The sequence below is a fragment of the Cobetia sp. L2A1 genome (assembly GCF_009796845.1).
Lineage (GTDB): Bacteria > Pseudomonadota > Gammaproteobacteria > Pseudomonadales > Halomonadaceae > Cobetia.
Window position 1 is genome coordinate 2,465,952 of sequence record NZ_CP047025.1, and the last position, 23,141, is coordinate 2,489,092.

20 protein-coding genes are annotated in these 23,141 nt (G+C 58.0%); 13 read left to right on the plus strand and 7 right to left on the minus strand.

From position 1 onward, the window contains the following. Positions 1 to 87: 87 nt before the first annotated feature. On the minus strand, positions 88 to 912 hold the full coding sequence (locus GQR90_RS10605; RefSeq protein WP_158774084.1) for an amidohydrolase family protein: 825 nt from the start codon (positions 910 to 912) through the stop codon (positions 88 to 90). A 137-nt stretch (positions 913 to 1,049) separates the two neighbouring features. Between GQR90_RS10605 and GQR90_RS10610 the strand changes: the two genes are divergently transcribed. Beyond that, positions 1,050 to 1,802, plus strand: coding sequence for a GntR family transcriptional regulator (locus GQR90_RS10610; protein ID WP_158774085.1), 753 nt, complete (start codon positions 1,050 to 1,052; stop codon positions 1,800 to 1,802). Between the two features lie 107 nt (positions 1,803 to 1,909). Here the strand turns inward: GQR90_RS10610 and GQR90_RS10615 are convergent, their stop codons facing one another. Further along, on the minus strand, positions 1,910 to 2,092 hold the full coding sequence (locus GQR90_RS10615) for a CopG family transcriptional regulator (RefSeq protein WP_158774086.1): 183 nt from the start codon (positions 2,090 to 2,092) through the stop codon (positions 1,910 to 1,912). 215 nt (positions 2,093 to 2,307) lie between these two features. Here GQR90_RS10615 and dauA point away from each other — a divergent pair, with 215 nt between their 5' ends. After that, positions 2,308 to 4,053: a C4-dicarboxylic acid transporter DauA gene (gene dauA, locus GQR90_RS10620; protein WP_158774087.1), complete on the plus strand. Its 1,746-nt coding sequence runs from the start codon at positions 2,308 to 2,310 to the stop codon at positions 4,051 to 4,053. Between the two features lie 559 nt (positions 4,054 to 4,612). Here dauA and GQR90_RS10625 read toward each other — a convergent pair. The 4 genes from GQR90_RS10625 to GQR90_RS10640 form a co-directional block, all read right to left on the minus strand. Then, on the minus strand, positions 4,613 to 5,314 hold the full coding sequence (locus GQR90_RS10625; RefSeq protein ID WP_158774088.1) for a FadR/GntR family transcriptional regulator: 702 nt from the start codon (positions 5,312 to 5,314) through the stop codon (positions 4,613 to 4,615). Between the two features lie 119 nt (positions 5,315 to 5,433). Then, positions 5,434 to 6,933 (minus strand): tripartite tricarboxylate transporter permease, encoded by a 1,500-nt coding sequence (locus tag GQR90_RS10630; protein ID WP_233266230.1) that lies wholly within the window; start codon positions 6,931 to 6,933, stop codon positions 5,434 to 5,436. Beyond that, positions 6,933 to 7,403: a tripartite tricarboxylate transporter TctB family protein gene (locus tag GQR90_RS10635; protein WP_158774089.1), complete on the minus strand. Its 471-nt coding sequence runs from the start codon at positions 7,401 to 7,403 to the stop codon at positions 6,933 to 6,935. The genes GQR90_RS10630 and GQR90_RS10635 overlap by 1 nt, the downstream gene beginning before the upstream one ends. A 60-nt stretch (positions 7,404 to 7,463) precedes the next feature. After that, positions 7,464 to 8,429, minus strand: coding sequence for a Bug family tripartite tricarboxylate transporter substrate binding protein (locus GQR90_RS10640; protein ID WP_158774090.1), 966 nt, complete (start codon positions 8,427 to 8,429; stop codon positions 7,464 to 7,466). A gap of 777 nt (positions 8,430 to 9,206) precedes the next feature. Between GQR90_RS10640 and GQR90_RS10645 the strand changes: the two genes are divergently transcribed. From GQR90_RS10645 to GQR90_RS10685, 9 genes are all read left to right on the plus strand, one after another. Further along, on the plus strand, positions 9,207 to 9,983 hold the full coding sequence (locus GQR90_RS10645; RefSeq protein ID WP_158774091.1) for an SDR family NAD(P)-dependent oxidoreductase: 777 nt from the start codon (positions 9,207 to 9,209) through the stop codon (positions 9,981 to 9,983). A gap of 170 nt (positions 9,984 to 10,153) precedes the next feature. Further along, complete coding sequence (locus GQR90_RS10650; RefSeq protein WP_158774092.1) at positions 10,154 to 11,746, plus strand: aldehyde dehydrogenase (NADP(+)); 1,593 nt, start codon at positions 10,154 to 10,156, stop codon at positions 11,744 to 11,746. Between the two features lie 145 nt (positions 11,747 to 11,891). Beyond that, entirely contained in the window at positions 11,892 to 12,944 is a 1,053-nt protein-coding gene (locus GQR90_RS10655) for a sugar kinase (RefSeq protein WP_442778523.1), read from the plus strand. Positions 12,945 to 13,076: 132 nt separating this feature from the next. Continuing rightward, positions 13,077 to 14,132, plus strand: coding sequence for a 2-hydroxyacid dehydrogenase (locus tag GQR90_RS10660; protein WP_158774093.1), 1,056 nt, complete (start codon positions 13,077 to 13,079; stop codon positions 14,130 to 14,132). Between the two features lie 170 nt (positions 14,133 to 14,302). Beyond that, on the plus strand, positions 14,303 to 15,427 hold the full coding sequence (locus GQR90_RS10665) for a LacI family DNA-binding transcriptional regulator (RefSeq protein WP_158774094.1): 1,125 nt from the start codon (positions 14,303 to 14,305) through the stop codon (positions 15,425 to 15,427). Positions 15,428 to 15,620: 193 nt separating this feature from the next. Next, positions 15,621 to 16,682 (plus strand): TRAP transporter substrate-binding protein, encoded by a 1,062-nt coding sequence (locus GQR90_RS10670; protein WP_158774095.1) that lies wholly within the window; start codon positions 15,621 to 15,623, stop codon positions 16,680 to 16,682. Positions 16,683 to 16,833: 151 nt separating this feature from the next. Then, positions 16,834 to 17,460: a TRAP transporter small permease gene (locus GQR90_RS10675; protein ID WP_158774096.1), complete on the plus strand. Its 627-nt coding sequence runs from the start codon at positions 16,834 to 16,836 to the stop codon at positions 17,458 to 17,460. Then, the gene (locus tag GQR90_RS10680) at positions 17,457 to 18,764 is read left to right on the plus strand and encodes a TRAP transporter large permease (protein ID WP_158774097.1); all 1,308 of its coding nucleotides are present in this window, start codon (positions 17,457 to 17,459) and stop codon (positions 18,762 to 18,764) included. Before GQR90_RS10675 ends, GQR90_RS10680 begins: the two co-directional genes overlap by 4 nt. 129 nt (positions 18,765 to 18,893) lie before the next feature. Beyond that, positions 18,894 to 19,601 (plus strand): HAD family hydrolase, encoded by a 708-nt coding sequence (locus GQR90_RS10685; RefSeq protein ID WP_158774098.1) that lies wholly within the window; start codon positions 18,894 to 18,896, stop codon positions 19,599 to 19,601. Between the two features lie 16 nt (positions 19,602 to 19,617). Here GQR90_RS10685 and uxuA read toward each other — a convergent pair whose 3' ends face one another. Further along, positions 19,618 to 20,793 carry a mannonate dehydratase gene (uxuA, locus tag GQR90_RS10690; RefSeq protein WP_158774099.1) on the minus strand — a complete coding sequence of 392 codons (1,176 nt, stop codon included), beginning with the start codon at positions 20,791 to 20,793 and terminating at the stop codon, positions 19,618 to 19,620. A gap of 411 nt (positions 20,794 to 21,204) precedes the next feature. On the opposite strand from uxuA, the gene GQR90_RS10695 reads away from it, so the two are divergent. Both GQR90_RS10695 and GQR90_RS10700 read left to right on the plus strand, forming a co-directional pair. Further along, on the plus strand, positions 21,205 to 21,954 hold the full coding sequence (locus GQR90_RS10695) for a ribonuclease activity regulator RraA (protein ID WP_158774100.1): 750 nt from the start codon (positions 21,205 to 21,207) through the stop codon (positions 21,952 to 21,954). A 159-nt stretch (positions 21,955 to 22,113) separates the two neighbouring features. Continuing rightward, on the plus strand, positions 22,114 to 23,133 hold the full coding sequence (locus GQR90_RS10700) for a Bug family tripartite tricarboxylate transporter substrate binding protein (RefSeq protein ID WP_233266232.1): 1,020 nt from the start codon (positions 22,114 to 22,116) through the stop codon (positions 23,131 to 23,133). Positions 23,134 to 23,141: the final 8 nt, after the last annotated feature.

Below are 23,141 nucleotides of genomic sequence, written 5' to 3' on the forward strand. Positions count from 1 at the left end.
CAGGAAGTGACACGCAGGCACTGCCGTCAGCAGGAGAGATTCGGCGCAATCCCCTCGCCCGATACCTGACGGCATGAACGCATCGTCTTACAGCTGCAGCAGACGGCTCGGGTTATGCATCATGACCTGCTCTATCAGCGACTCATCCTTGAGCAGGGCGCACATCTGTTGATACTGATGGCGATGATCCGTGACATCTTCAAAGCGGGTGTGCGGCCAGTCACTCCCCCACAGCAGCCGCGTGTCATCTCCCATCGCCCGACGCAACACGGCAAGCGAGGCTGCCGCCTGCTCGGGCGTCGAGCCTGAACGATAAGGCGCAGAGACCTTGACCCAGATCGGCGCTTCCGCCAGCAGCGCCAGGAAGCGCTGGTGCTGTGGCAGGTCGCGATCCAGCACACCCTCCTTCGGCAAGCCGAAATGATCGATCACCAACGTCACGCCCGTGTCGATCAGCGTCGGCAGAACGTCCGCCAGGTCTTCGACACTGCGCTGGATTTCCAGATGCCAGCCGCGCTTCGCCAGCTGACGATAGAGCGCCAGCCACGCCTCTCCCAGGTAATCGGCTGGCGTCTTGCCGACCAGATTGAGACGCACCCCGACCACACCGGCCGCCGCCAGGCGATCCAGTTCGGCCGTCGTGATGTTGCTGTCCACCACCACCACGCCCCGCAGGCGCTCAGGGTGTGCTTCAAGGGCTGACAGCAGGAAATGATTGTCGGTCCCCAGAAAACTCGGCTGGACCAGCAGCCCATGGGAAAGCCCGCTGGCATCCAGGTGTGCTAGATAAGCCGCGCAGGTGGCATCATACTCTGGGCTGTAACGACGACCTTCCGTCATGGGAAGGTCATGGAGAAAGACGTGGGCGTGGGTATCAACGCCATTACACAAGGCCGGGAGTTCTGTCGTCATCAGGGTCACTCACTATCTGGCGCATGGCATGAGGGGCAAGATCCGCCTCATTCATCCAAACATATATATGAATTTGAGTGACAGACTAGCGTAAAAAATACGCTGACACAGCGCCCTCTCGACCAAAGGAGCACTACATGCCGCACGAACGGTCAGTTCGAGGAATCAGTGGTTCGGACAGCCGTCTGCCGCTTTATCAACGACTTCGCGATGAATTCCTGTTGCAGATCGCCGAAGGACGCTGGGTGCCGGGCATACCGATTCCCACCGAAGCCGAGATGACCCGCGAGTATTCGGTGGCGATCGGGACAGTACGCAAGGCCATCGACACCCTGGTGCAGGACGGTATTCTCGATCGACAGCAAGGGCGTGGCACTTTCGTGCGTCGCCCAGAGTTCACGCGTTCGTTATCGCGCTTCTTCCGTCAGGTGGATCAACAGGGCAACGTGCGTATTCCTGAAAGCGACATCCTCTCGCTGGAAAGTGAGCCTGCCAGCCAGCACGTCAGACAGACACTGGCGCTCGGGGAAGGTACACGGGTGATTCATCTGGAACGTGTGCGCCGCATGGAGGGCAAGCCACTGTCACATGAGCGTATCTGGCTACCCCAGACGCGCTTCGCCACCCTGCTCGACACACCGAAGGATGCCTTGGGAGACCTGCTCTACCCCACCTATGAAACCCTGTGCGGCCAACTGATCGCCCACGCGCAGGAGACGCTGTCGGTCGGTACTGCCGATGCTTTGACATCCGCCCTGCTTGGCATCGCGGTCGAGACCCCCGTCGTGGTGATCGATCGCCTCGCGACCGGCTTTGATGGCACACCGCTGGAACTGCGCCGCTCCTATGGCATCGCCAGCGACTTCCGCTATCAGATCGACATAGCATGACGGCATGAACTGAGCGCATTCGCTTCGTAGGCAACGCACACAAAAACGCCCCGGACGATTTCCCGTCTGGGGCGTTTTCTCTTCACTTCGTCGGGCTGTACTCCACCTCACTTGCCAGTGGTGCGTTCAGGTTGAGTCGCATAGTCGACACCATGTGTCTGGAGATAATCCCGAATCAACTGGCGAACGACCTGTGACGGCGTCTGATCCTGTGAGGCACACAGTTGCTCGAAAGCTTGCTTCTTGTGAGGGTCAATCATGAGGGTCAGGCGCGCGGTCTTCTTTTCCATCACACATCTCCTATAAACATTAACATCAGATGTTAATGTTTATTCCTATGCTTGGCAATGATGCCTTCGCTCATCTTCCTTGCTTTCGAGCGTGAGTCAATTGAATTTTATGGTAATCGTATGTTAACGTAGATCACATGCCAATCGCTTCTATTACTGCATGTGATGCCCACGAGAGCTCATGGCAAGAATAGATCTTCACGAGGTACCAGCGTATGGCACGTAGCCGTTTTTCCCTGAACGTTCCCGCCATTGCCACAGGGCTGCGTGCAGCCTGGCGAGAGGGCTACAGCCTTGCAGACCTGCGACACGATGTCATGGCAGGACTCACCATTGGGACGGTGGCTGTACCGCTTTCAATGGCGCTGGCCATTGCGGCGGGCGTCGCACCACAGCATGGCCTCTACACAGCCATCATTGCCGGTGCCATCATCGCGATCACTGGCGGATCACGCTTCAATGTTTCCGGGCCAACCGCAGCCTTCGTGGTCATTCTGTTTCCCATCGTTCAGCAATACGGTCTAGGCGGCCTACTCATTGCCACGATGATGGCAGGCGTTATCCTGGTCATATTAGGTATCACACGAATGGGGCAACTCATTCAGTTTGTCCCCTATCCCGTAGTGCTGGGCTTTACTGCGGGTATTGCGGTCGTGATTTCCGTCCTGCAGATACCTGACTTTTTAGGGCTTAACGTAGGCCAACTCAGCGAGCATTTTGTCGAAAACCTGGGACAGATCATTACCGCTCTTCCTGGTGTCAATCCCTATGAACTCGGGATAGGCGCATTTTCGCTAGCCGTCATGTTGCTATGGCCACGCCTGAACATCCCCATCCCTGCCCCATTGATTGGGCTGGTTGTCGGTGCTATCGCGGCTTATGGTGCCAATCAATGGCTGGGTGGCCCGAACTCTGACACGGTGGTACAGACGATAGCCTCGCGTTTCACATGGGAGGCAGATGGTGAGGTTGGCAACGGTATCCCGCCAATTGCCCCAACGATCATGGCACCCTGGTTACTACCCGGGGCAAATGGCCAGCCACTAGAGTTGAGCTTTGATCTGATACGCGCACTGCTGGGGCCGGCTTTTGCGATTGCCATTCTTGGCGCGATAGAGTCGCTACTGTGTTCTGTCGTATCAGATGGTTTGACAAAAACCAAACATGATCCGAATGCAGAACTCATCGGACAAGGGCTAGGAAACATCGTCGCCCCTATTTTCGGCGGTATCACTGCCACGGCAGCGATTGCACGCACCGCGACCAATATTCGCAGCGGGGCACGCTCTCCCATCGCCGCCGTCGTGCATGCGGGAGTGGTATTACTGGCAGTCATTGCCTTGGCGGGCTTGCTCGGACTGGTGCCCATGGCATCATTGGCGGCACTGTTATTCATCGTCGCCTGGAACATGAGCGAAGCGCGGCATTTCCTGAAAACGTTACGCTCAGCACCTGCTGGGGACGTGGCAATTCTGGTGACCTGCTTCGGCCTCACCGTGCTGTTTAACATGGTGTTGGCGGTCGCGGTGGGCATGGGGCTCGCAGCCGCGCTATTCATTCGACGCATGATTCTGCTAACACAAACGGAACGCATCGATCGCGACAATCATCCGGCCTTGCACACGCTGCCGAACAACGTTGCTGTCTACGCTATCAATGGGCCCCTATTCTTTGGAGTCGCCGAGAAAGCGCTACTGTCGTTGCATGTAGTGGACCCCAAGGTGACTATTGTCATTATCGATATGCAGGATGTACCGAGCATGGACGGAACGGCCATCGTGGCAATTCAGTCACTCATCGATAATATGGGCAGCAAGAACATTGCGCTTATTCTGGTGGGGCTAGCGCCTAGAATGATCGTCAAGCTACGCCGAGCCGGCATTCACAAGCGATTGGAGAGCCTGACGTACTGCCGTGATCTCGAGGCCGCAACAGCAGTTGCGATACGCTGGCAACGTTGATGAATGCAGAGGCTCAGAATTGACCGCTGATACGGACTGCTGGATTCAGATAATAAGTGCAACACCTGATATCTCTCGGCCGTTGATTCTGAGTGCAGCACCTGAGGTGCTCTGTCAGGTATTGCACTCATGTCGTACTCAAGACTCAGCGTTATATATCATGCCCCTATCCAGCTCTGGTTATTTCAAGGCTGTCATCCGGGAGCCCCTGCTGCTTCCAATAGCCAGCGACAAACCGTCAAACGTCAGAGATGATCCATGATCTTGCCTGGCGTGAGCCCGTCGAGGGCCGACCGACACCGGCTGCCTACTGGTCACCGGTGACTCCTGGCGAAGTCAGGTCAAACGATCATCAGATATACGATGGCAGCACCCACGACAGAGGTTGCTCAAGGCCATCAAGCAACATACGCCTGGTTTATAACGGGGCATTTATCATCGACCCAAGGAAGCTGGGACTCTCCCGCTACTGATCAGCCTTAACAAGACGCCCCTGACAGTTTCCCGTCAGGGGCGTCTTTCCATCCTTTCGTCAGTTCTGCGCTCAATGAGTCTTCACTCAACTGGTCTGCACACCTTCAAACATCCGACGTCTAGCGCCTTCCAGGTGCGTGCGCATCGCACTTTCCGCACGTACTGCATCCTTGTCGGCAATCGCAGCAATGATCGCGAGATGCTCATCCTGCACGATACGCAGACGCTCTTCAGAGGCACGCAGCGACAAGCCACGCGTCAAATTCATGCCCTCCTTGATGCTCTGATTCAGTGAACGCAATACCGTCGCATAATAGTGATTACTGGCGGCTTCAGTGATTGCGAGATGAAACTCGAAATCTTCTTCAGAGGCACGGTCGTGATTCAGGTTGGCCTGATTGATGGCCTCATAGCGGTCACGAATCAGGTCCAGTTGCTCAGCCGTCCGACGGAGTGCTGCAAGCCCTGCTGCACTGGCTTCCACATTGGTACGGAATTCAAAGCAGCGCTGAATATCGGCGATGCTGGAAATACGCGCGAATTCAAGCACCGCGCTATCCGGCCGATTGACCACAAAGCTGCCAGACCCACGCCTGGACACTACGAGATTGTCTTCGCGCAAACGGGCAAGGGCATCTCGCAACACAGGACGTGATACTTCATAGCACTCGCAAAGACGTGCCTCGGTAGGCAGCTTCTTGTTGACTGGGTAATCGCCACTGATGATAGCTGCGAGAATCTTCTCGTAGACTACCGATGCCAGCGAATGCTTGGCTACCTCACTCATCTCTACTCATCATCCTTCACATGGGCCTGTCGGAAATCCGACATCTAAGGGGAAGGATACGGGGCAAGCGCTCGTGCGGAAAGCCCGCCCCGCTGACATCCCTGCCAATAACGCTCAAATCACGGGGCCGCCGTAGATACCTTGCGACTGGCACGTACACCGTTGACGATGATCATGGTCCAGACCAGGGTAGCGGCAATCGCCAGCACCATCGCGATCGGACGATCAACGAAGGCGGTCAAGTCGCCATTGGACTTGAGAATCGAGCGCATGAAGTTGCTCTCGACGATCGGGCCCAGAATGACGGCCAAGATCATCGGCCCTACCGGGAAATCATTCTCGGCCATGAAGAAGCCCATCACCCCGATACCCAGCATGATCCAGATATCGAACATGGCATTGTTGGCCGCGAAGGCACCAACGATGCAGAACATCAGAATCAGCGGGAACAGGATCCCCGTCGGGATCGACAGGATATGACGCGCGCCACGGATGGCCATGAAGCCTAGCGGCAACAACAATAGATTGGCCAGGATGAAGACCATGAAGATGGCATTCACCAGCGGCCCCTGGGTCACGAAGACGTCCGGCCCCGGTGTGATGCCCTTGGTCATCAAGACGCCGATGATGATCGCCGTGACCGTATCGCCCGGAATACCGAAGACCAGTGCCGGAATATAGGCACCCGAGAGAGACGCGTTATTGGCGGCACTGGCAGACACCAAGCCTTCCGGATGCCCCGTACCGAATTTTTCCGGCGTCTTGGACAACTTGCGACTGACGGCATAGCTGATCCACGAAGCGATGTCAGCGCCCGCACCCGGCAAGGCGCCAATCACGGTGCCCAGTGCACCACCACGCAATACGCCACCCTTGTACCGCCATAGCGCGCTACCCACGCCTTCGAAAGGATTCTTGATGATCGGCGGCGATAACGGTGCCCGATTACGCGTTTCCGGCATACGGCGGATCAGCTCGGAAATGGCAAACAGGCCAATCAGCACTGGCAAGATCGAAATACCCGCCAGTAGATCGTAGTTACCAAAGGTGAAGCGCATCTGACCAGACACACTGTCCATGCCGACCATGGCGATGACAAGACCCGCCAGCATCGAGATTCCGCCCTTGAGCGGATCATTGCCGGATACCAGGATGGCGCATGAAAGCCCCAACAGCGCTAACCAGAAGTACTCATCACTGGTGAACTGGATCGCGAACTCGGCAATCATCGGTGCACAGAAGGCCAGAATCAGTACACCAATGACGCCACCAATCATCGAGCACGTCACATTGAGGCCCAGCGCCAGGCCGACCTTGCCTTGCTTGCCCATCGCAAAGGCTTCTTCGGTATACACCGCCGAGGCGGGTGTCCCGGGTATACGCAATAAAGCACCAGGGATGTCACCCGCCACGATGGCCATGGCGGTCGCGGACACGATAGCGGCAATCGCCGGTAACGGATCCATGAAGAAGGTCACCGGCACCAGCAGCGCAGTCGCCATGGTCGCCGTCAATCCCGGGATGGCGCCCATGAACAGCCCGAACAGTGAGGCGGCCAGAATGATGAGGCACACCTCCCAGGTGAAGACCATCGAGGCGGCCTGTAGTAGATCACTCATCAGTAGATCACCTTTTCCAGCAGCCCCAGATCAAGCGGCACATGTAGTAGCTGACCAAATACGCCCCAGATAATGGCGGTCGCTGTCAGAGCCATGCCCATCGATGGCAACCAGCGCCGATGATGGAAGGTATAAAGCAGCAGAGAGAGCAGAACAAAGGACACGATGGGGAATCCCACCACCGGCGTCAGGTAGACGTAGGCCACCACAGAGGCACAAATGGCAACCAACGTCAGAATGAAGTGCATCAACGGAATAGGATGCTGCCATTGAAGCCACTTCTCGCGATTGCCGAGACCGCGCAATAGCAGGATGGCGCCAAACAGCACCAGCAATCCACCGATGACCGTCGGAAAAGTGCCAGCGCCATACTCCTGGCGGGGGAGATTCTTGAGGTCGAGCGAGGCATATATGACGGCAGCCCCGAAGGCTGCCGTCACCACACCCGTCACCTTGTCATTGGTACGCATGTGCGGTTTCTCATGAAAACTTCAGGAGTAAAACAGGCAGGTCATCCATTCGCCAGACGATCAATTGGCCAGGCCCAGCTTCTTGATGGTGACTGCATTCTTTTCATCCTGATCCTTCATGAAGGCTTCAAAGCCTTCCGCATCTTCCCAGACGGTACCGTAGCCACGGCTGGACATGAAGGTCTGGAATTGCTCGGAGTTCCAGACTTTTTCTGTCGCTTCCGCCAGGCGCTCCGTCACTTCTTCCGGCATCCCTTTCGGCCCGACCAGCCCACGCCAGGAGCCTTGATTCCACTCAGAGCCCGTCAGCTCCTTGGCAGACGGGACATCCGGGAAGGAGTCCAGGCGATCATTGGCCAGCACTGCCAGTGTCTTGACGCGACCTGAGGCACGCATGGATTCGGATTCCGGCATGGAGGAGAACACGATGTCGACCCCACCGGCGGCCAGCTCCTGCAGACCCGGCGCAGCACCTTCACTCGGCACCAATGTCACGTCATTCGGATCAATGCCCTGCTGATCAAGGAAGCCCGCAAAGGATAGATGGTAGGCAGCCCCCGGCGCAGAGCCAGACACGGTGTAATCGCTGGGATTAGCCTTGAGATCCTTCAGTGCGTCATCCAGCGTCTCCCATTTGGAATCAGCCTTCACGGTGAACGCCGCATAATCCAGATTGAGCAGTGCAATCGGAGTGAAATCCTTGTAGGAAAGCTGAGCGGTACCAATGTGCTGATAAGTGGCAATTTCTGCCGTGCCCAGCCCAAGGGTATAACCGTCAGGGCGTGCCATCTTCATGGTCATATGACCGACAACACCGGACCCGCCGGTCTTGTTGACGACATTGACCGGCTGACCCAACTCTTGTTGCAGCCCAGCCGCCAGCTGACGACCCACCGAATCGGTACCACCGCCGGCAGACCACGGCACGATAAGGGTAATCGGCTTGTAGGGATAATCCGCCGCCATGGCGACGGAAGCAGATAGGGTGAGAACTGAAGCACAGAGGACGTGTGACAACTTACGCATGGCGCGGACTCTCTCTTTATCTTGTTATGGAGGCGTTGGTGAAATGTTCATCAGCCACTTGGACGCTTACGCTTTTCACGTGAACTACGAACAGGGTTAGTGGAAATAGTGGAAACACTGCGTGCTCTGCTTACCTGACGGCGCTGGAGCTATCGAGCAGTGGTTGTCATGTTGTTGCGACTGCCTTGGCACTGAAGTGAGTGTCAGTGGGATGCAATGATTTTACAAGTTATTACAACTTGAACTTTAGACCAATCCAAAAATGATCGGAATGAAATATCTCAATACTGATGGCAGCGGTAAACGGAATGTCATTCCCCTTAGATTAGCTGACCAGACAGGGAGACACCCTTATCCTATGGCCGTAGCACTCCCTATCATTCAGCGTGAAAACACCTCAAAAAAACAACTCAAGTCATTGAAAATCAATAAATATACGAAATTTACAAACAATACCGCCATACCCGTATCAGTCGATAAATGCTTCTACCTCTCGCTATACGACTAACGTGTATCCCCTCTCATGCTACCCGCATGTTTCATCACCCTCCTTCGTTCATGCCGAGACGGTCACGCCCGCCAGTTGTTATTATTTGTTTGTCGATCACAAAAGAGTGGGCTAAGGTGACTCCTGCCGGTAGGAGGGCATCAAGACTCGCCACTGCCTCCCTACCCACCTACTTTCGCCAAGTGGCTTGATTCATAGCAATTGCCCCTGGTGCTTGCTTATTAGTAGTCGCCACACACAACAACACACTGATCACTCAGGAAATTGCCATGTTCACCGATCTCCAGCAGAAAAAAGTACTGATCACCGGTTCTACCAAGGGTATCGGCCTTGCTGCTGCCGTTGCCTTCGCTCGTCAGGGTGCCTTGGTGGGCATCAATAGCCGTCAGAAGGATGAGGCTGCACAGGATGCCATCGCTCAGATGGAAGCCACCGGTGCACGCTTTGAATACTTCGCACGCGACCTCTCTACCAGCGAAGGCTGTGCCGCACTCATTGAAGATTTCACCAAGGCATTCGGTGGCATGGATGTGCTGGTCAACAACGCCGGCGGCCTGGGCATTCGTGCCGGCCTTGAGAGCCTCGACGATGCAGCCTTTGATCTGGTGATGGACCTCAACCTGCGTTCTGCGATCATGACGACCAAGTACGCGATGCCGCATCTGAAGGCATCTGCCGCAGCATCCGGCACCACCGCCAGCGTCATCAGCACCGGTTCCATCGCGGGTCGTGAAGGTGGCGGCCTGGGTGCCTCTCTTTATGGCGGCACCAAGGCCATGTTGCACAACCTGCATCGCAACTGGGTGAAGGAGTTCACCAAGGACAATGTGCGCTTCAACATCGTCTCCCCGGGCACCATCGACACCGTCTTCCATGCCGACAAGAGCGAAGAACTGCGGGCGAAGATTGCTGGCAGCATCCCGATGGGCCGCTTCGGTACCTCGGAAGAATGCGCTCCCACCTTCCTGTTCCTCGCATCGCATGCCACCAGTGGCTACATCACTGGTCAGGTGATCGATATCAATGGCGGCCAGATGTGTCCGTAAACCAGCGTCACGCATAAGACAGCATCATTTGCGAACCAAGACCGCAAATGGGTCAGAAGCTCTCGCAAGCCAGGGATGCCACCGCCTCGACACATGCCAAGCCCTAGTGGCCATCGTTTGTGTCGGGGCTGTTTCGCCCCTGTTCAGTCAACAGAGAAGAGATATTTCATATGTCACTTTCAGACCAATCGCCATTGCACGGACATCAGCTCATCGGCCAGCGCAGCCTGCTCGCCACTGGCAAGCCGCTGCATGCCATCAACCCTGCCAATGGCGAGACGCTTGAGCCGGGCTATCCCTCCGGCGGTGCAGAAGAAGTCGAACTGGCCTGTAAACTTGCACATGACGCCTTCGATAGCTTCCGCGAGACAGACCCAGAATCACGCGCCACCTTCCTTGAGACCATCGCCGAGGAAATCGAGGCCATCGGTGAACAGATCACCGAACGCGCCCTACAGGAAACCGGTCTACCGCGCGCGCGTCTTGAAGGCGAACGTGGCCGTACCTGTGGGCAGCTACGTCTGTTTGCCGGTGTCGTACGTGCTGGCGAGTGGCTGGATGTCCGCATTGATCCGGCCCTGCCGGAACGCAGTCCGATGCCGCGTGCCGACCTGCGTCAGCGTCGTATCGCACTAGGCCCCGTCGCCGTCTTCGGTGCCAGCAACTTCCCGCTGGCCTTCTCGGTCGCCGGTGGCGATACCGCGTCTGCCCTTGCGGCGGGCTGCCCGGTAATCGTCAAGGCGCACTCTGCCCATCCGGGTACGTCCGAGCTGGTCGGTGGAGCCATCCAGCGCGCCGTCAAGCGCTGTAACCTGCCGGAAGGCGTGTTCTCTCTGCTCTACGGCAGTGGCAGAATTCTCGGCCAGGCACTGATCACTGATCCGCGCATTCAGGCTGTCGGCTTCACCGGCTCGCGCAGTGGCGGCACCGCATTGCTCAAGACGGCCCAGAATCGCCCGCAGCCAATTCCGGTCTACGCCGAGATGAGTAGCATCAATCCGGTACTGCTGATGCCGTCGATCATGGAAGCACGCGCAGAAGCCTTGGGTCAGGCATTCATTGCCTCGCTTAACATGGGCGCAGGCCAGTTCTGCACCAACCCGGGCCTGGTACTGGCACTGGAAGGCCCGGCACTGGAGCGCTTCATCAAGACCGCCGCCGACAATGTCGCGGCCAGTGCTTGCCAGACCATGCTGACGCCGGGCATCCACGACGCCTATCGCAAGGGCGTCGAACAGCTCTCCGCTCTGTCGCAGGTCGAGGAAGTGGCGCGTGGCATGCTGGATTCAGACAATGCCAGCCCCTGCCAGACCGCCCTGTTCCGCACCAAGGGCAGTGACTTCCTCAGCGAAGCTGCCCTGCAGGAAGAAGTCTTTGGCGCCAGCTCGCTGATCATTGCCTGCAAGGATATCGCCGAGATGCGCGCCGTCTGCGAGCATCTGGAAGGACAGCTGACCGCCACCGTTCACATGGACGACGCTGATCACGATGCGGTACGTCAGCTGCTGCCAGTACTGGAGCGCCGCGCTGGCCGTATCCTCGCCAATGGCTGGCCGACGGGTGTCGAAGTCTGTCAGGCCATGGTGCATGGTGGCCCGTGGCCCGCCACCTCCGATAGCCGCACGACTTCCGTGGGTAGTGCCGCCATCGAACGCTTCCTGCGTCCGGTGTGCTACCAGGACCTGCCGGAGGAACTGCTGAGCCCGACATTGCGCGACGCCAACCCTGAAGCCCTGCCACGCCTGATGGACGGCAAGCGCTAACGGTTGACGCTCGCCCTTGCCTCTCTCGAGTCCGCGGCATGGCGCTCGGGAGAAAGGCATCAACGTCACGACGGCGCCCACTGCCAACGTCGTCGTGACATCAGTGACAATGGATACAAGACAAGATCAATAACAAGGACACGCCATGATGTCTGATCACCCTTCTGCGTCATCGACGCACGCCTCTTCTCACTCCTCTTCTCAATCCTCCCAAGCGACGTCTTCACGTCCGCTTGAGATACTGGCCTTTGGCGAGGCCATGGCCCTGCTGGTCGCGGAAAGTGAGGGAGACCTCGCTCAGGTCTCACACTACGAGCGACGTATTGCCGGCGCCGACACCAATGTTGCCATCGGCCTGGCGCGACTGGGCTTTCACGTCGGCTGGCTGAGCCGCGTGGGCCACGATAGTCTCGGCCGCTATCTACGCCACACCCTGGAAGCCGAGGGACTCGACTGCCGACACTTGAGCGAGGATGCTCTGGCCCCCACCGGCCTGATGTTCAAGGCGCGCGCCAAACAGGGCGAAGACCCACACGTGGAGTACTTCCGCCAAGGCAGCGCGGCCAGCCGAATGGACGCAAGCGATGCCAGCGGCGTCGATTTCAGCGCTCTGCGTCATCTTCACGCCACTGGCATACCACCGGCGGTGTCCACCACCTGCCGTGAACTCTCCTTTGCTCTCTTCGACAAGGCGCGCGCGTCCGGTGCCAGCATCTCGTTTGATCCCAATCTGCGCCCGACGCTGTGGTCCAGCGAGCACGAGATGCGCGAGACCCTGAATCAACTTGCGTGTCAGGCAGACTGGGTCTTCCCGGGTCTGTCAGAAGGCCAGTTGCTGACGGGAAAGAAAACGCCGGAAGCCGTTGCAGGCTACTATCTCGAGCGGGGCGCCAAGGCGGTCATCATCAAGCTTGGCCCTGAAGGCAGCTATTATCGCGGCGTCATCGGCGGCCAGGAAGCGGCCTTCAGCGTGCCCGGACAACGCGTCGACAAGGTCATCGATACTGTCGGTGCTGGCGATGCCTTTGCGGTCGGTGCGGTCAGCGCGCTACTGGACGGCCTGTCACCGCGCGACGCCATGCTGCGCGCCAACCTGCTGGGCAGTCGCGCCGTACAAGTGCGCGGTGACATGGAAGGCCTGCCGGATCGCGCCACTCTGACAGCGATAGAGCGTGAGCTGGCCGTCAGCGCCACCTGAGCACGACTCAGTCAACTCACCCTGTAGCGCATACCTCTTGTTAGACTATTTTTTCAGCTTCAGTCCAGCCGCTGCTGCCTAGACTCTTGTCAGACAAGAAGGGTCAATCAAGGAGCAATCCAAGGAGAGTTCATGCACGCGCCAACCTATTCCCCACAGAACGTCAGTCATCTGGAGAGCGGCTCTGCTTCGCTCCCCGCCCGCCTCAAGGTCGTAGTCCTCAAACCGCTGGCAGAGGACCAGATGGCCGCATTGCGCAAGCATCATGAGGTCGTGGTGCTCTCGAGCTACACCTCTGCTGAAGCCCTCGATGCAGCCTTGCGAGATGCCTTGCACGATGCTCACGGCCTGATCAGTTCAGGCCTGACCATCACGCCGTCGTTGCTCGATGCCGCACCGCAGCTGCGCGTGATCTGCAGCGTTTCAGTGGGGTACGACAACTACCCGCTCGAGGCGATGAATGCCCGCGGCATCCTGCTGTGCAACACGCCGGACGTGCTGACCGAGACGACCGCCGATACTGGCTTTCTCTTGATTATGGCCACTGCACGTCGCGCAGTGGAGCTTGCCAATCTGGTACGTGAAGGCCACTGGAAGCACAACATCGGTGAAGCGCATTTTGGCAGTGATGTTCACGGCAAGACGCTCGGCATGGTGGGCATGGGCAGAATTGGTGCCGCCATTGCACGGCGTGGCGCGCTGGGGTTCGGCATGCGTGTCCAATACTCCAACGCCTCTCCCAAACCTGAACTGGAAGCTGAATTGGGCGCCCATCGGGTCGAGCTCGACACGCTGCTTGAGAGCTCCGACTTCGTGTGTGTCACGGTTCCCTTGAGCCCAGAGACGGAACGCCTGATCGGACAACGCGAGCTTGAGAAGATGTCCTCTCACGCCATCCTGATCAACATCGCACGTGGCCGAGTCGTCGATGAAGCGGCACTGATCGCCTGTCTCGAAAGCGGCGGCATTCGCGGCGCAGGCCTGGATGTCTTCGAACAGGAGCCCCTGCCGGCAGAATCGCCACTCACGCGTCTGCCTCAGGTCGTCGCCCTGCCCCATATCGGCTCAGCGACACACGAAACTCGTCACGCCATGGCACAGCGCGCCCTCGACAACTTGCTGCTTGCCCTGAAAGGCCAATCACCGCTGAGCGCTGTCAACGTCTCTCATTGGACACGTAAAGGCTGAATGCAATGTTGACGCGACTCCTCGCTGAGGCTTGTGGTATCCGCCAGATGTCAGACCAAAGTGAGACCGTATGACCGCCGAGATTACTCTATGCTGGAAAAACAGGATTTAGATCAATCCAAGTCGTTGCCACATAGAGCAACCTCAGGACAACGCCCAGGACAGACGCCATGACAGAGCTAGTGACTCCAACGCCGGTCGATGATGGCGATGGTGACAGCCACTCAGATACCGGCCCATCAGACGCTGATCACTCCGCGTCGTCCACGAAGGTCTCAGGCAGCATCACGCTGCAAGACATCGCAGCACACGCCAACGTCTCACGCAGTACCGTGTCACTGGTGCTGCGGGCCAGTCCGCTGGTCGCGGAGCGAACACGCGCCAAGGTTCAAGCCTCGATCAAGACCCTGGGCTATGTCTATAACCGAGGCGCCGCCGCCATGCGTGGCGCCCTGACCTCGACACTGGGCGTCGTTGTCTACGATATCGCCAATCCGTTCTTCGGCTCGATGGTGGCCGGTATCGATGCCGCACTCAATCAAGAAGGCTATGTGTCCTTTCTCGCCAACAGTGAGGATTCACCTGAGCGTCAGCAGCGCTTTATCGAGCGCATGCGCGAGCACCGGGTTGATGGGCTACTGCTATGCCCAGCCGAGCATACCGATCCGGCATTGATTCACCGACTGGCTGACTGGGGCATGCCGTGCATTCAGGTCATGCGTTATCTGGATGCGCCGCCCAATGACTATGACTACGCCGGTACCGACTTTCGGCGCGTCGCCGAGCTTGCGGTCAATCATCTGGCCAGCCTTGGCCATCAGCGGATCGCCTTCATCGGCGGCGCCGATCATTCAGTGAGTCATGATCGCTGGCTAGGCTATCAGGCCGCACTGGATGCGCACGGACTGTCGTATCGCCGACTGGTTCGCGGGCACGGCGTCACCCGTCGTGTCGGCTACGAATTGATTCAGGAATTGATGCAGGAAACCCCACGCCCGACCGCCGTCGTCTGCCATAACGACCTGGTCGCGTTCGGCGCCATGCTCGGCCTCAGGCATATGGGATTGGAGCCGGGCAAGGATTGCGCCGTGATTGGCACCGATGATGTCGAAGAGGCGGAGCTGGGCGATCCACCGTTGACCAGTATCGCGACCCACCCCTACGCCATTGGTGAGCAGGCGGCACGACTGGCGCTCAGAAGGATTGCCAACCCGCACGGTAAACGAGAAAACGTCATCATGCCGCCAGAGTTGAGGATACGTCAGTCATGCGGTAGCCAAGCCGCCATACGCTAAATAGCGGCCCGGTAGACAACGACACGGCGCGACGTGAAAACACCACCACGCGGCCCATCCCCAAGCAAACGCATGAACAGGCAAAAGAGCATCACCCGGTCGCCAGGAGGGCTGCCGGCATAGCACTTAGCGAAACAGCACTTAGCGAAATGCTAGTGAAGTCCACAAAAACAACCAACGCCAAGGTAACGTCATGACTCATAATTGGATCAATCCAAACGCCATGCAACATCCCCTCTCCACTCGCCTATCGCACCGTCTCGTACACCGCATAGGGCGGGGCATAGCACTCGGTGCCACCGTGGGCACTCTGCTGACCGCCACACTGGGCTTCTCCGCCAGTGCACAGGCAACGGAGCTGCGCTTCGGACATGCCGGCACCGAGGATACTGCCTATCAACTCGGCGCCGAGCGCCTGCGTGATCTGCTCAGCGAAAGAACCGATGGTGATATCACCATGACCATCATGGGCAATTCGGTGCTGGGTCATGAGACAGAAATGTTCGAGCAGCAGATGGCCGGCGCCCTCGACATGTCGATCGTGAGCCCGGGCCTGATCACCGACTTCTCACCCACCGCCAACGTCTTCACCATCCCTTTCCTGTATCGCGATGTCGATCACTGGCAGAAGGTGCTGGATGGTGAGGTGGGAGCAGAGATCGCTCAGAAGATCAGTGATGAAACCGACGTGAAAGTGTTGGCCTACTTTGGCGGCGGCAAGCGTCACATCGTCAGCTCTCGTGAGGTCAAGACACTGGATGACTTGCAGGGGCTCAAGCTGCGCACCAATCCGACCAAACCGCTGATCGTCGCCTGGCAGGCGCTGGGTGTCGAACCGAGCGTGGTGGCCTGGAAGGAAATCTATACCGCCATCCAGCTAGGCGCGATTGATGGCCTGCTCAACGAGCCGGAATGGACGCTGCGCATGCGTTTCCATGAAGTCGCACCCAATATCGCACTGTCAGAGCACGATATCACCGTGCGCCTGCTCACCATGTCCAAGATGTCCTGGGACAATCTGGATGAAGAGCAGCAGAAAATCCTGATGGAATCTGCCAAAGAGGCCGCCGGCTATGCACGCAAGGTGCAGCTGGAGCAGGACGCCGCAGCACTGGCCGAGCTTGAGAAGCAAGGCGCCAAGCTGCACAAGATTGATCGTGTCCGCATGCAAGAAATCGTGGCCGAGCCACTCAAGGAAGTGATTGCCGAGATGGGCCTGCAAGACATCTACGACAAGGTGCGTGCCGTCAAGTAACGCTGCTGGACAGGAGGCAATCACTGCGGGTGATTGCCTCTTTTGCCTGCGCATTGCTGATGCATTGCCCCGTCGAGTCTGTTGCGCTTCATCTCTCACAATTGGCGTGCCTTTTCATCGTCACGCCTTTTCTCTTCCCGAGGACAGTGCCATGACACGTGTGCTCTCAGGGCTTGACAGCCTGAACCGGACACTCGAACGTTTGCTTTATCTGGTGTTGCTGGCGCTGCTGGCAAGCTTCATTACCTTCATCATCTACCAGATTGCCAGTCGCAATCTGGCGTTTCTGCCGCGTCTGTTTTGGACCGAGGAATTCAGTCGCTTCGCCTTTCAGTGGATGGTGATGCTGGGGACCGCCGTTGGCGTCCTGCATGCCGACCACTTTGTACTGGAAGCCTTCCCCCGCGGCAGTCGCGCCGATCTCGTGACACGCTGGATTCGTGACCTGGCCTGCCTGCTGCTGGGCGTATTGTTCATCGTGCACGGCAAGGACTTCGCGCTCTCGGGGCTCAGGCGCAACGCCATGGCCTCGGGCCTGTCGATGATCTACGTCTACTCGGTCTTTGCCGTCAGCGGCATCTTCATCGTGTTATTCAGCGTGCAGCGTCTACTTCATGCCTGCCTTTACGGCATGAATGCCATGGAAGCATCACTCAACACGCCCAATGAGGCGGAAGTGATACCGGCCATCGATGACACTGATCTGCTGCCTGATGCACTGGCCACGCCTGTCGTTGGTGATGCACCTTCCTCTGCTGCCAGGAGACCTCTGTCATGATGCCCATGGACTGGCTATTCCTGATGCCCTGGCTGCTGTTTGGCGTACTGGGGATACTGATCGTGATCGGCATTCCAATTGCCATGGCATTGGTACTGACCGCGACAACCTTGATCTTTCTCGACCCACGCCTGACGTACTGGATCATGTTCCAGCGCATGTATAACGGCATGGACTCCTTTGTACTGCTGGCCGTGCCGTTGTTCCTGCTCGCGGGCAACTTGATGAATGCCGCGCGCATCACTGAACGGCTGATCACGCTATGCATGCGCTTGGTCGGTCATTTCCGCGGCGCACTGGCACATGTCAACGTACTGGTCAGCATGCTGTTTGCCGGTGTTTCAGGCTCCTCCACTGCCGATAGCGCAGGCGTGGGTACCGTACTGATTCCCGCCATGAAGCGTGAGGGATATCCCGTCAGCTTTGCCGTGGCGGTCACTGCTGCCTCCTCGGTGATGGGCACGATCATTCCGCCCTCGATCAACATGATCGTATGGGGCGCACTGACCAACACCTCAATTGCCGGCCTGTTTCTCGGCGGTATCTTGCCCGGCATCATGATTGGTGTCGCTCAGCTGATGCTCAACATGCGCTATGTCCGCCGCTATAACGTGCCGGTACGCAAGCGTGCATCACTCAGTGAACTGATGAGTTCAGGCAAGGATGGACTCCTGGCATCCGGGATTCCGATCGTGATCATCGGCGGTATTACGCTGGGAATCGTGACGCCAACGGAAGCTGCCGTCATCGCGGTCGTCTATGCGTTGGTGCTCGGCTTCGTCATCTATCGCGAACTCGACATGGCCAAGTTGCTGACCGCCTCGACCGATACGGTAAGGTTGTGCTCGCTATCACTGTTTAGCCTGGTGGGTGCGGCAATCTTCGGCTATCTGATCAGTTTCTATCAGATTCCGCCCAAGCTGATGGCAGGTGTCAGCATCACTGACCCGACGGTGCTGCTGGTCGTGATGACCGTCGTGCTGTTGGTGATCGGCACCTTCATGGATGCTCTGCCGGCCATGGCGATCATGGCGCCTATCTTCTATCCATTGGCGATGGCGGCAGGTGTGCATCCGGTGCAGTTCGGGGTCATCGGGGTCATGGCGCTGGGTCTGGGTTTGATCACGCCCCCCTATGGACTGTGCCTGATGATTTCCGCCAAGATCGGCGGCATCCCACTCCTCAAGGCGATGGCAACCACCATGCTGTACCTGGGCGTGATGCTAGCCGTGATCGTGCTGCTGATCTTCTTCCCGGATCTGATCCTGGCCATTCCGCGCCTGATTGCACCGGATTTCGTGTAGAGCTGCACGCGAATCAATCAAGGTCTGACCAGATGCTGAACAAATACTCTGGTGATCAGACATCGCGCTTGTCATCACTCAATACCGACGTGCCCTGCACGTCGGTGTTTGACTATCGGAGCCCTGTCCATGCCGCCACTATGTCTTCTGTTCGATTCTGATGGCACCTTGGTCGACAGTGAAATTCTGCTCGCCGAGGTGATGGCTGAAGTGCTGTCGAATTACGACCTGCCTTTCACGGCATTGCGCTATATGCGGGAGTTTCGTGGCGTGCGCTTCCTGACCATCGTCAACACGCTAGAGCAAACGTATGGTGCGCTGGCGCCCGATGCGCTGGAGGAGATGGAGAATACGTTGCGGGCGAAGATGGAGGACCGCATGCGTGAGCAATTGCTGCCGATGCCAGGCATGCGTGACGCCCTGGCCGCTCTCAGAGGCCATGACTGCGCCGTCGTTTCCAACGGCCCGGAACGCAAGGTGCGCTGTGCCATGCAGAGCAGTGGACTGGCGGAATTCTTCGGCGACAACCTGTTCAGCGCCTACACCCTCAAGCTTTGGAAGCCTGATCCGCGCCTCTATCAGGCAGCCGCGCGCTTGATGGGCTATCCGCTGGAGCAATGCGTGGTGATTGATGATGCTGCCGTGGGCGTACAAGCCGGACTTCTCGCTGGAATGCACGTCATCCATTTCAATCATTTCCCCGAGCACGAACAGACGCCCTCCGGCGCCATCGCCATGCATCACGCCAGTGAGCTGCCTGCGCTCATCGCGCAACTGTCACGCTCACTCGACATGCCAATGCCCCATCATCGAGACGATGACGAGGCCTTTTCTTGACACACCGTTACTGGTATCAGCTCAGCTGACGTACGGCCATCTCAAGCCCTCGCAACTCAGCCAGGCCCTTCATGCGCCCATAGAGCGGATAGCCCGGGCGTGTCTCACGGTGAGCGTCATCGAGGATATGGTGGCCGTGATCCGGTCGCATCGGCAGCAGGGCACCACCGGCGGAAGTCCGTCGACGCTCTTCCGCGACCAGCACACTGATGATGCCGACCATGTCCAGGTCACCTTCCAGGTGCTCTGCTTCATGGAAGGAGCGCTTGTCTTCACTGTCTCGGCCTGTGGCGCGCAGATGTGCGAAGTGGATATAGGGCGCAAAGCGACGCGCCATCACACAGAGATCTATATCGGGATTGGCACCGTAGGAGCCCGTACAGAACGTCAGACCATTGGCAGGGCTTGGCACCACACCCAGCAGCCAATCCGCATCGACCATGCTCGAGACAACGCGTGGCAGACCGAACATCGGCCGCGGCGGATCATCCGGATGGATGGCGAGGCGAATCCCGACCTCTTCCGCTACCGGTACGATGGCCTTGAGGAAGGTCGCCAGATGCTGACGAAGGCGGGCGGCATCGATACCGTCGTAAGCCGCCAGGGCAGCACGAAATTCCGCCAGGCTATAACCCTCTTCAGCCCCGGGTAGACCCGCGATGATGGTGCGAACCAGCGTCTCACGCCCCGCTTCATCCAATGCCTCAAGATGCGCTTGCGCGGCGCGCTGTTCCTCGTCGCTGTAATCCTGCTCAGCATTGGGGCGCTCAAGCAGATAGAGATCAAACGCGGCAAACGCCTCCTGATCAAAGCGTAATGCGGTCCCCCCCTCAGGCAACGGCCAGGCAAGGTCAGTGCGCGTCCAATCCAGTACCGGCATGAAGTTGTAGCACACCGTCTCGATACCGCACTGGGCAAGATGCCGCAGCGACTGCTGGTAGTGCTCGATGTGGCGTTCATGTCCCGGCGCTGCCTGCTTGATACTTTCATGTACCGGAATGCTTTCGACCACCGACCAGCGCAACCCCGCCGCTTCGATCAGCGCCTTGCGCTCACGAATCGCGTCAAGCGGCCATACCTCGCCATTGGGAATCTCGTGCAATGCGGTGACGATACCGGTCGCACCGGTCTGACGAATCTCTTCAAGACTGATGGGGTCTTCTGGACCAAACCAGCGCCATGTCGCTTCCATGTCATCTCCTGCAGCCGAATAAAAGACCTGGGTAGTTCGTGAGGACGCATTTGCGGCATAGACACTTTCCATTGCGTCACAACAAAATATGACAACTTATTGCAGCTCTTGCCATGCGACCTATGTCGTTGACATGTCTTGGCCGTTCTAATGTTGTGTTTTCTGCCCGTATCATCGACGCCAATAAGTGCACAATCCTCATATAGACAAGGCGATGGGAGCTTATATTGGGTGAGTCGCCCTGATGCTACCGACCTTGGTCGCAGAGACATTTTGTGGAGTCAAAGTTGTCAATATTTGTTTGATCGCCCCGTCATTCAGACCTATAGTGAGTCCGGAAAGCACGACTGCCATCACTTGTTAGCCATCACCACTATCTATCACCACACCCCAGAACACGACGGACGCCATATGACCGCTATCACTTCGACTGATCACGCCAGCTACGCCGAACTCTCCTCCCTGACGCGTGAACGCCTGATGCGTGCATCCACCGCATCACTGCACACCCTGCTGTTCAAGCGCGGGCTGCGTAATACGTTCATTCAGAATGTCGTGCAGATGAACAGCAAGGAAACGCACATGGTTGGCCAGGCGTTCACGCTGCGCTACATTCCGGCGCGTGAAGACATTGATACCGTCGCCGCCTTCCGTGACCCGAAACATCCGCAGCGTCTCGCGGTTGAAACCGTACCTGCTGGCCATGTCATGGTGTCCGATTGCCGTCAGGATGCGTCTGCCGCCAGTGCAGGCAGCATTCTATTGACGCGTCTTGAGTATCGTCAGTGTGCAGGCTTTGTGTCGGATGCCGGCATCCGTGACTCCAGCGCTGCCGCGGCAATGAACCTACCAATCTTCTGCGCCAAGCCCAGCGCCCCGACCAACCTGACCAAGCATCATGCCGTCGAACTGCAAGTGCCCATCGGCTGCGGTGGCGTACCGGTCTTCCCGGGCGATGTGCTGGTAGGCGATGCCGATGGCGTCATGGTGGTACCGCTGGAACTGGCTGACGCGATAGCCGAAGAAGCCAGTCAGATGGAAGATTTTGAAGATTACGTGCTGGAAAAAGTCCGCACGGGTACTCCCGTCATCGGCCTATATCCGCCGACGGATGAAGCGCGTGCCGAGTTCGAGCGCCACATGGCCGCCAAGCACCGGTAATCATCTCGAGAATTGCCACTGCGGACGGCAGGCATCGCCAGTGTGTCGTCCGCGCCCTTCTCTCAATAACCGCTACCTGGCAATTCCCGCTGCGTAGCAACGAAGGTTTCATCAGACACGCCACTCGACGACAACCATAACAATGTCCGGAGTCACGCCATGACCCATACCGCCTGCAAGAATCGCATCGCCAACGCGACAGCATCTCGCCCGCTCATCGCCCTGCTTGCCCCCTTGGCACTGTCAGGACTGATGTTCGCGACGCCCTTTGTCAGCACCACGGTACAAGCTGACTACCCGGTTCGTGATATTCGCCTGATCGTGCCGTGGCCGGCCGGCGGTGGTGCAGATGCCATCAGCCGCAAGATCAGCAATCTGGCGGAGCAGGACCTTCCGAAATCGATCTACGTCGAGAATATTGGCGGTGCGATCACGGCATCCGGCTTGATGCAGCTAAGCAAGGCGCGCCCTGACGGCCATACTGTCGGCGTGATGACCTACGACAGCGTCATTACCTTGCCGCGCGGCAATCTGGTACCAGGCTATTCGCTGGATCGCATGATTCCCTTCGCGCGCATCACCAAGGAAGCGGATGCGATCGTAGTCTCGAAGCAATCAGGTTATGAGAGCTATGAGCAGCTCATCGAAGCGGCTCGAAAAAATCCTGGCACAGTGCGGATTGGCGTGGCACCACAGGGCTCTGGCCCGTTCCTGGCCGTACGTCGCCTGGAAGCCGCGACCGGCGTCACCTTCAATGTCATCACCTATCCGGGCTCCTCAACGGCGGAAGCCGAAGCACTGCTCTCCGGTGAGATTGACGGCGCCATCTCCAGTCTCGGCGACTTCTCGGGCATTCTGGACTCTGGCGATGCACTCGGCATAGTTGAGCTCTCCTCCGAGCAGAATCCCGCCTATCCGGACGTTCCGCCGCTGAGCAAGCTGGGTGGTGATCTGGAAACCGGCAGTTTCATCGTGCTGGCCGTGCCCAAGGGCACACCTGATGACGTGATCAGCACACTGGAAAACGCCTACCACAGCGCTTATGAAACGCCGGAATTCCAGAAATGGATTACGGGGGTTGGCGTGACGCCCAGCTGGTTGGGATCCGATGAAGTGAATGACTGGATCGCGGAATATCAGCAGCAGACCTTCAGCGCAATGGACGAACTGGGACTGTAATCACGGTG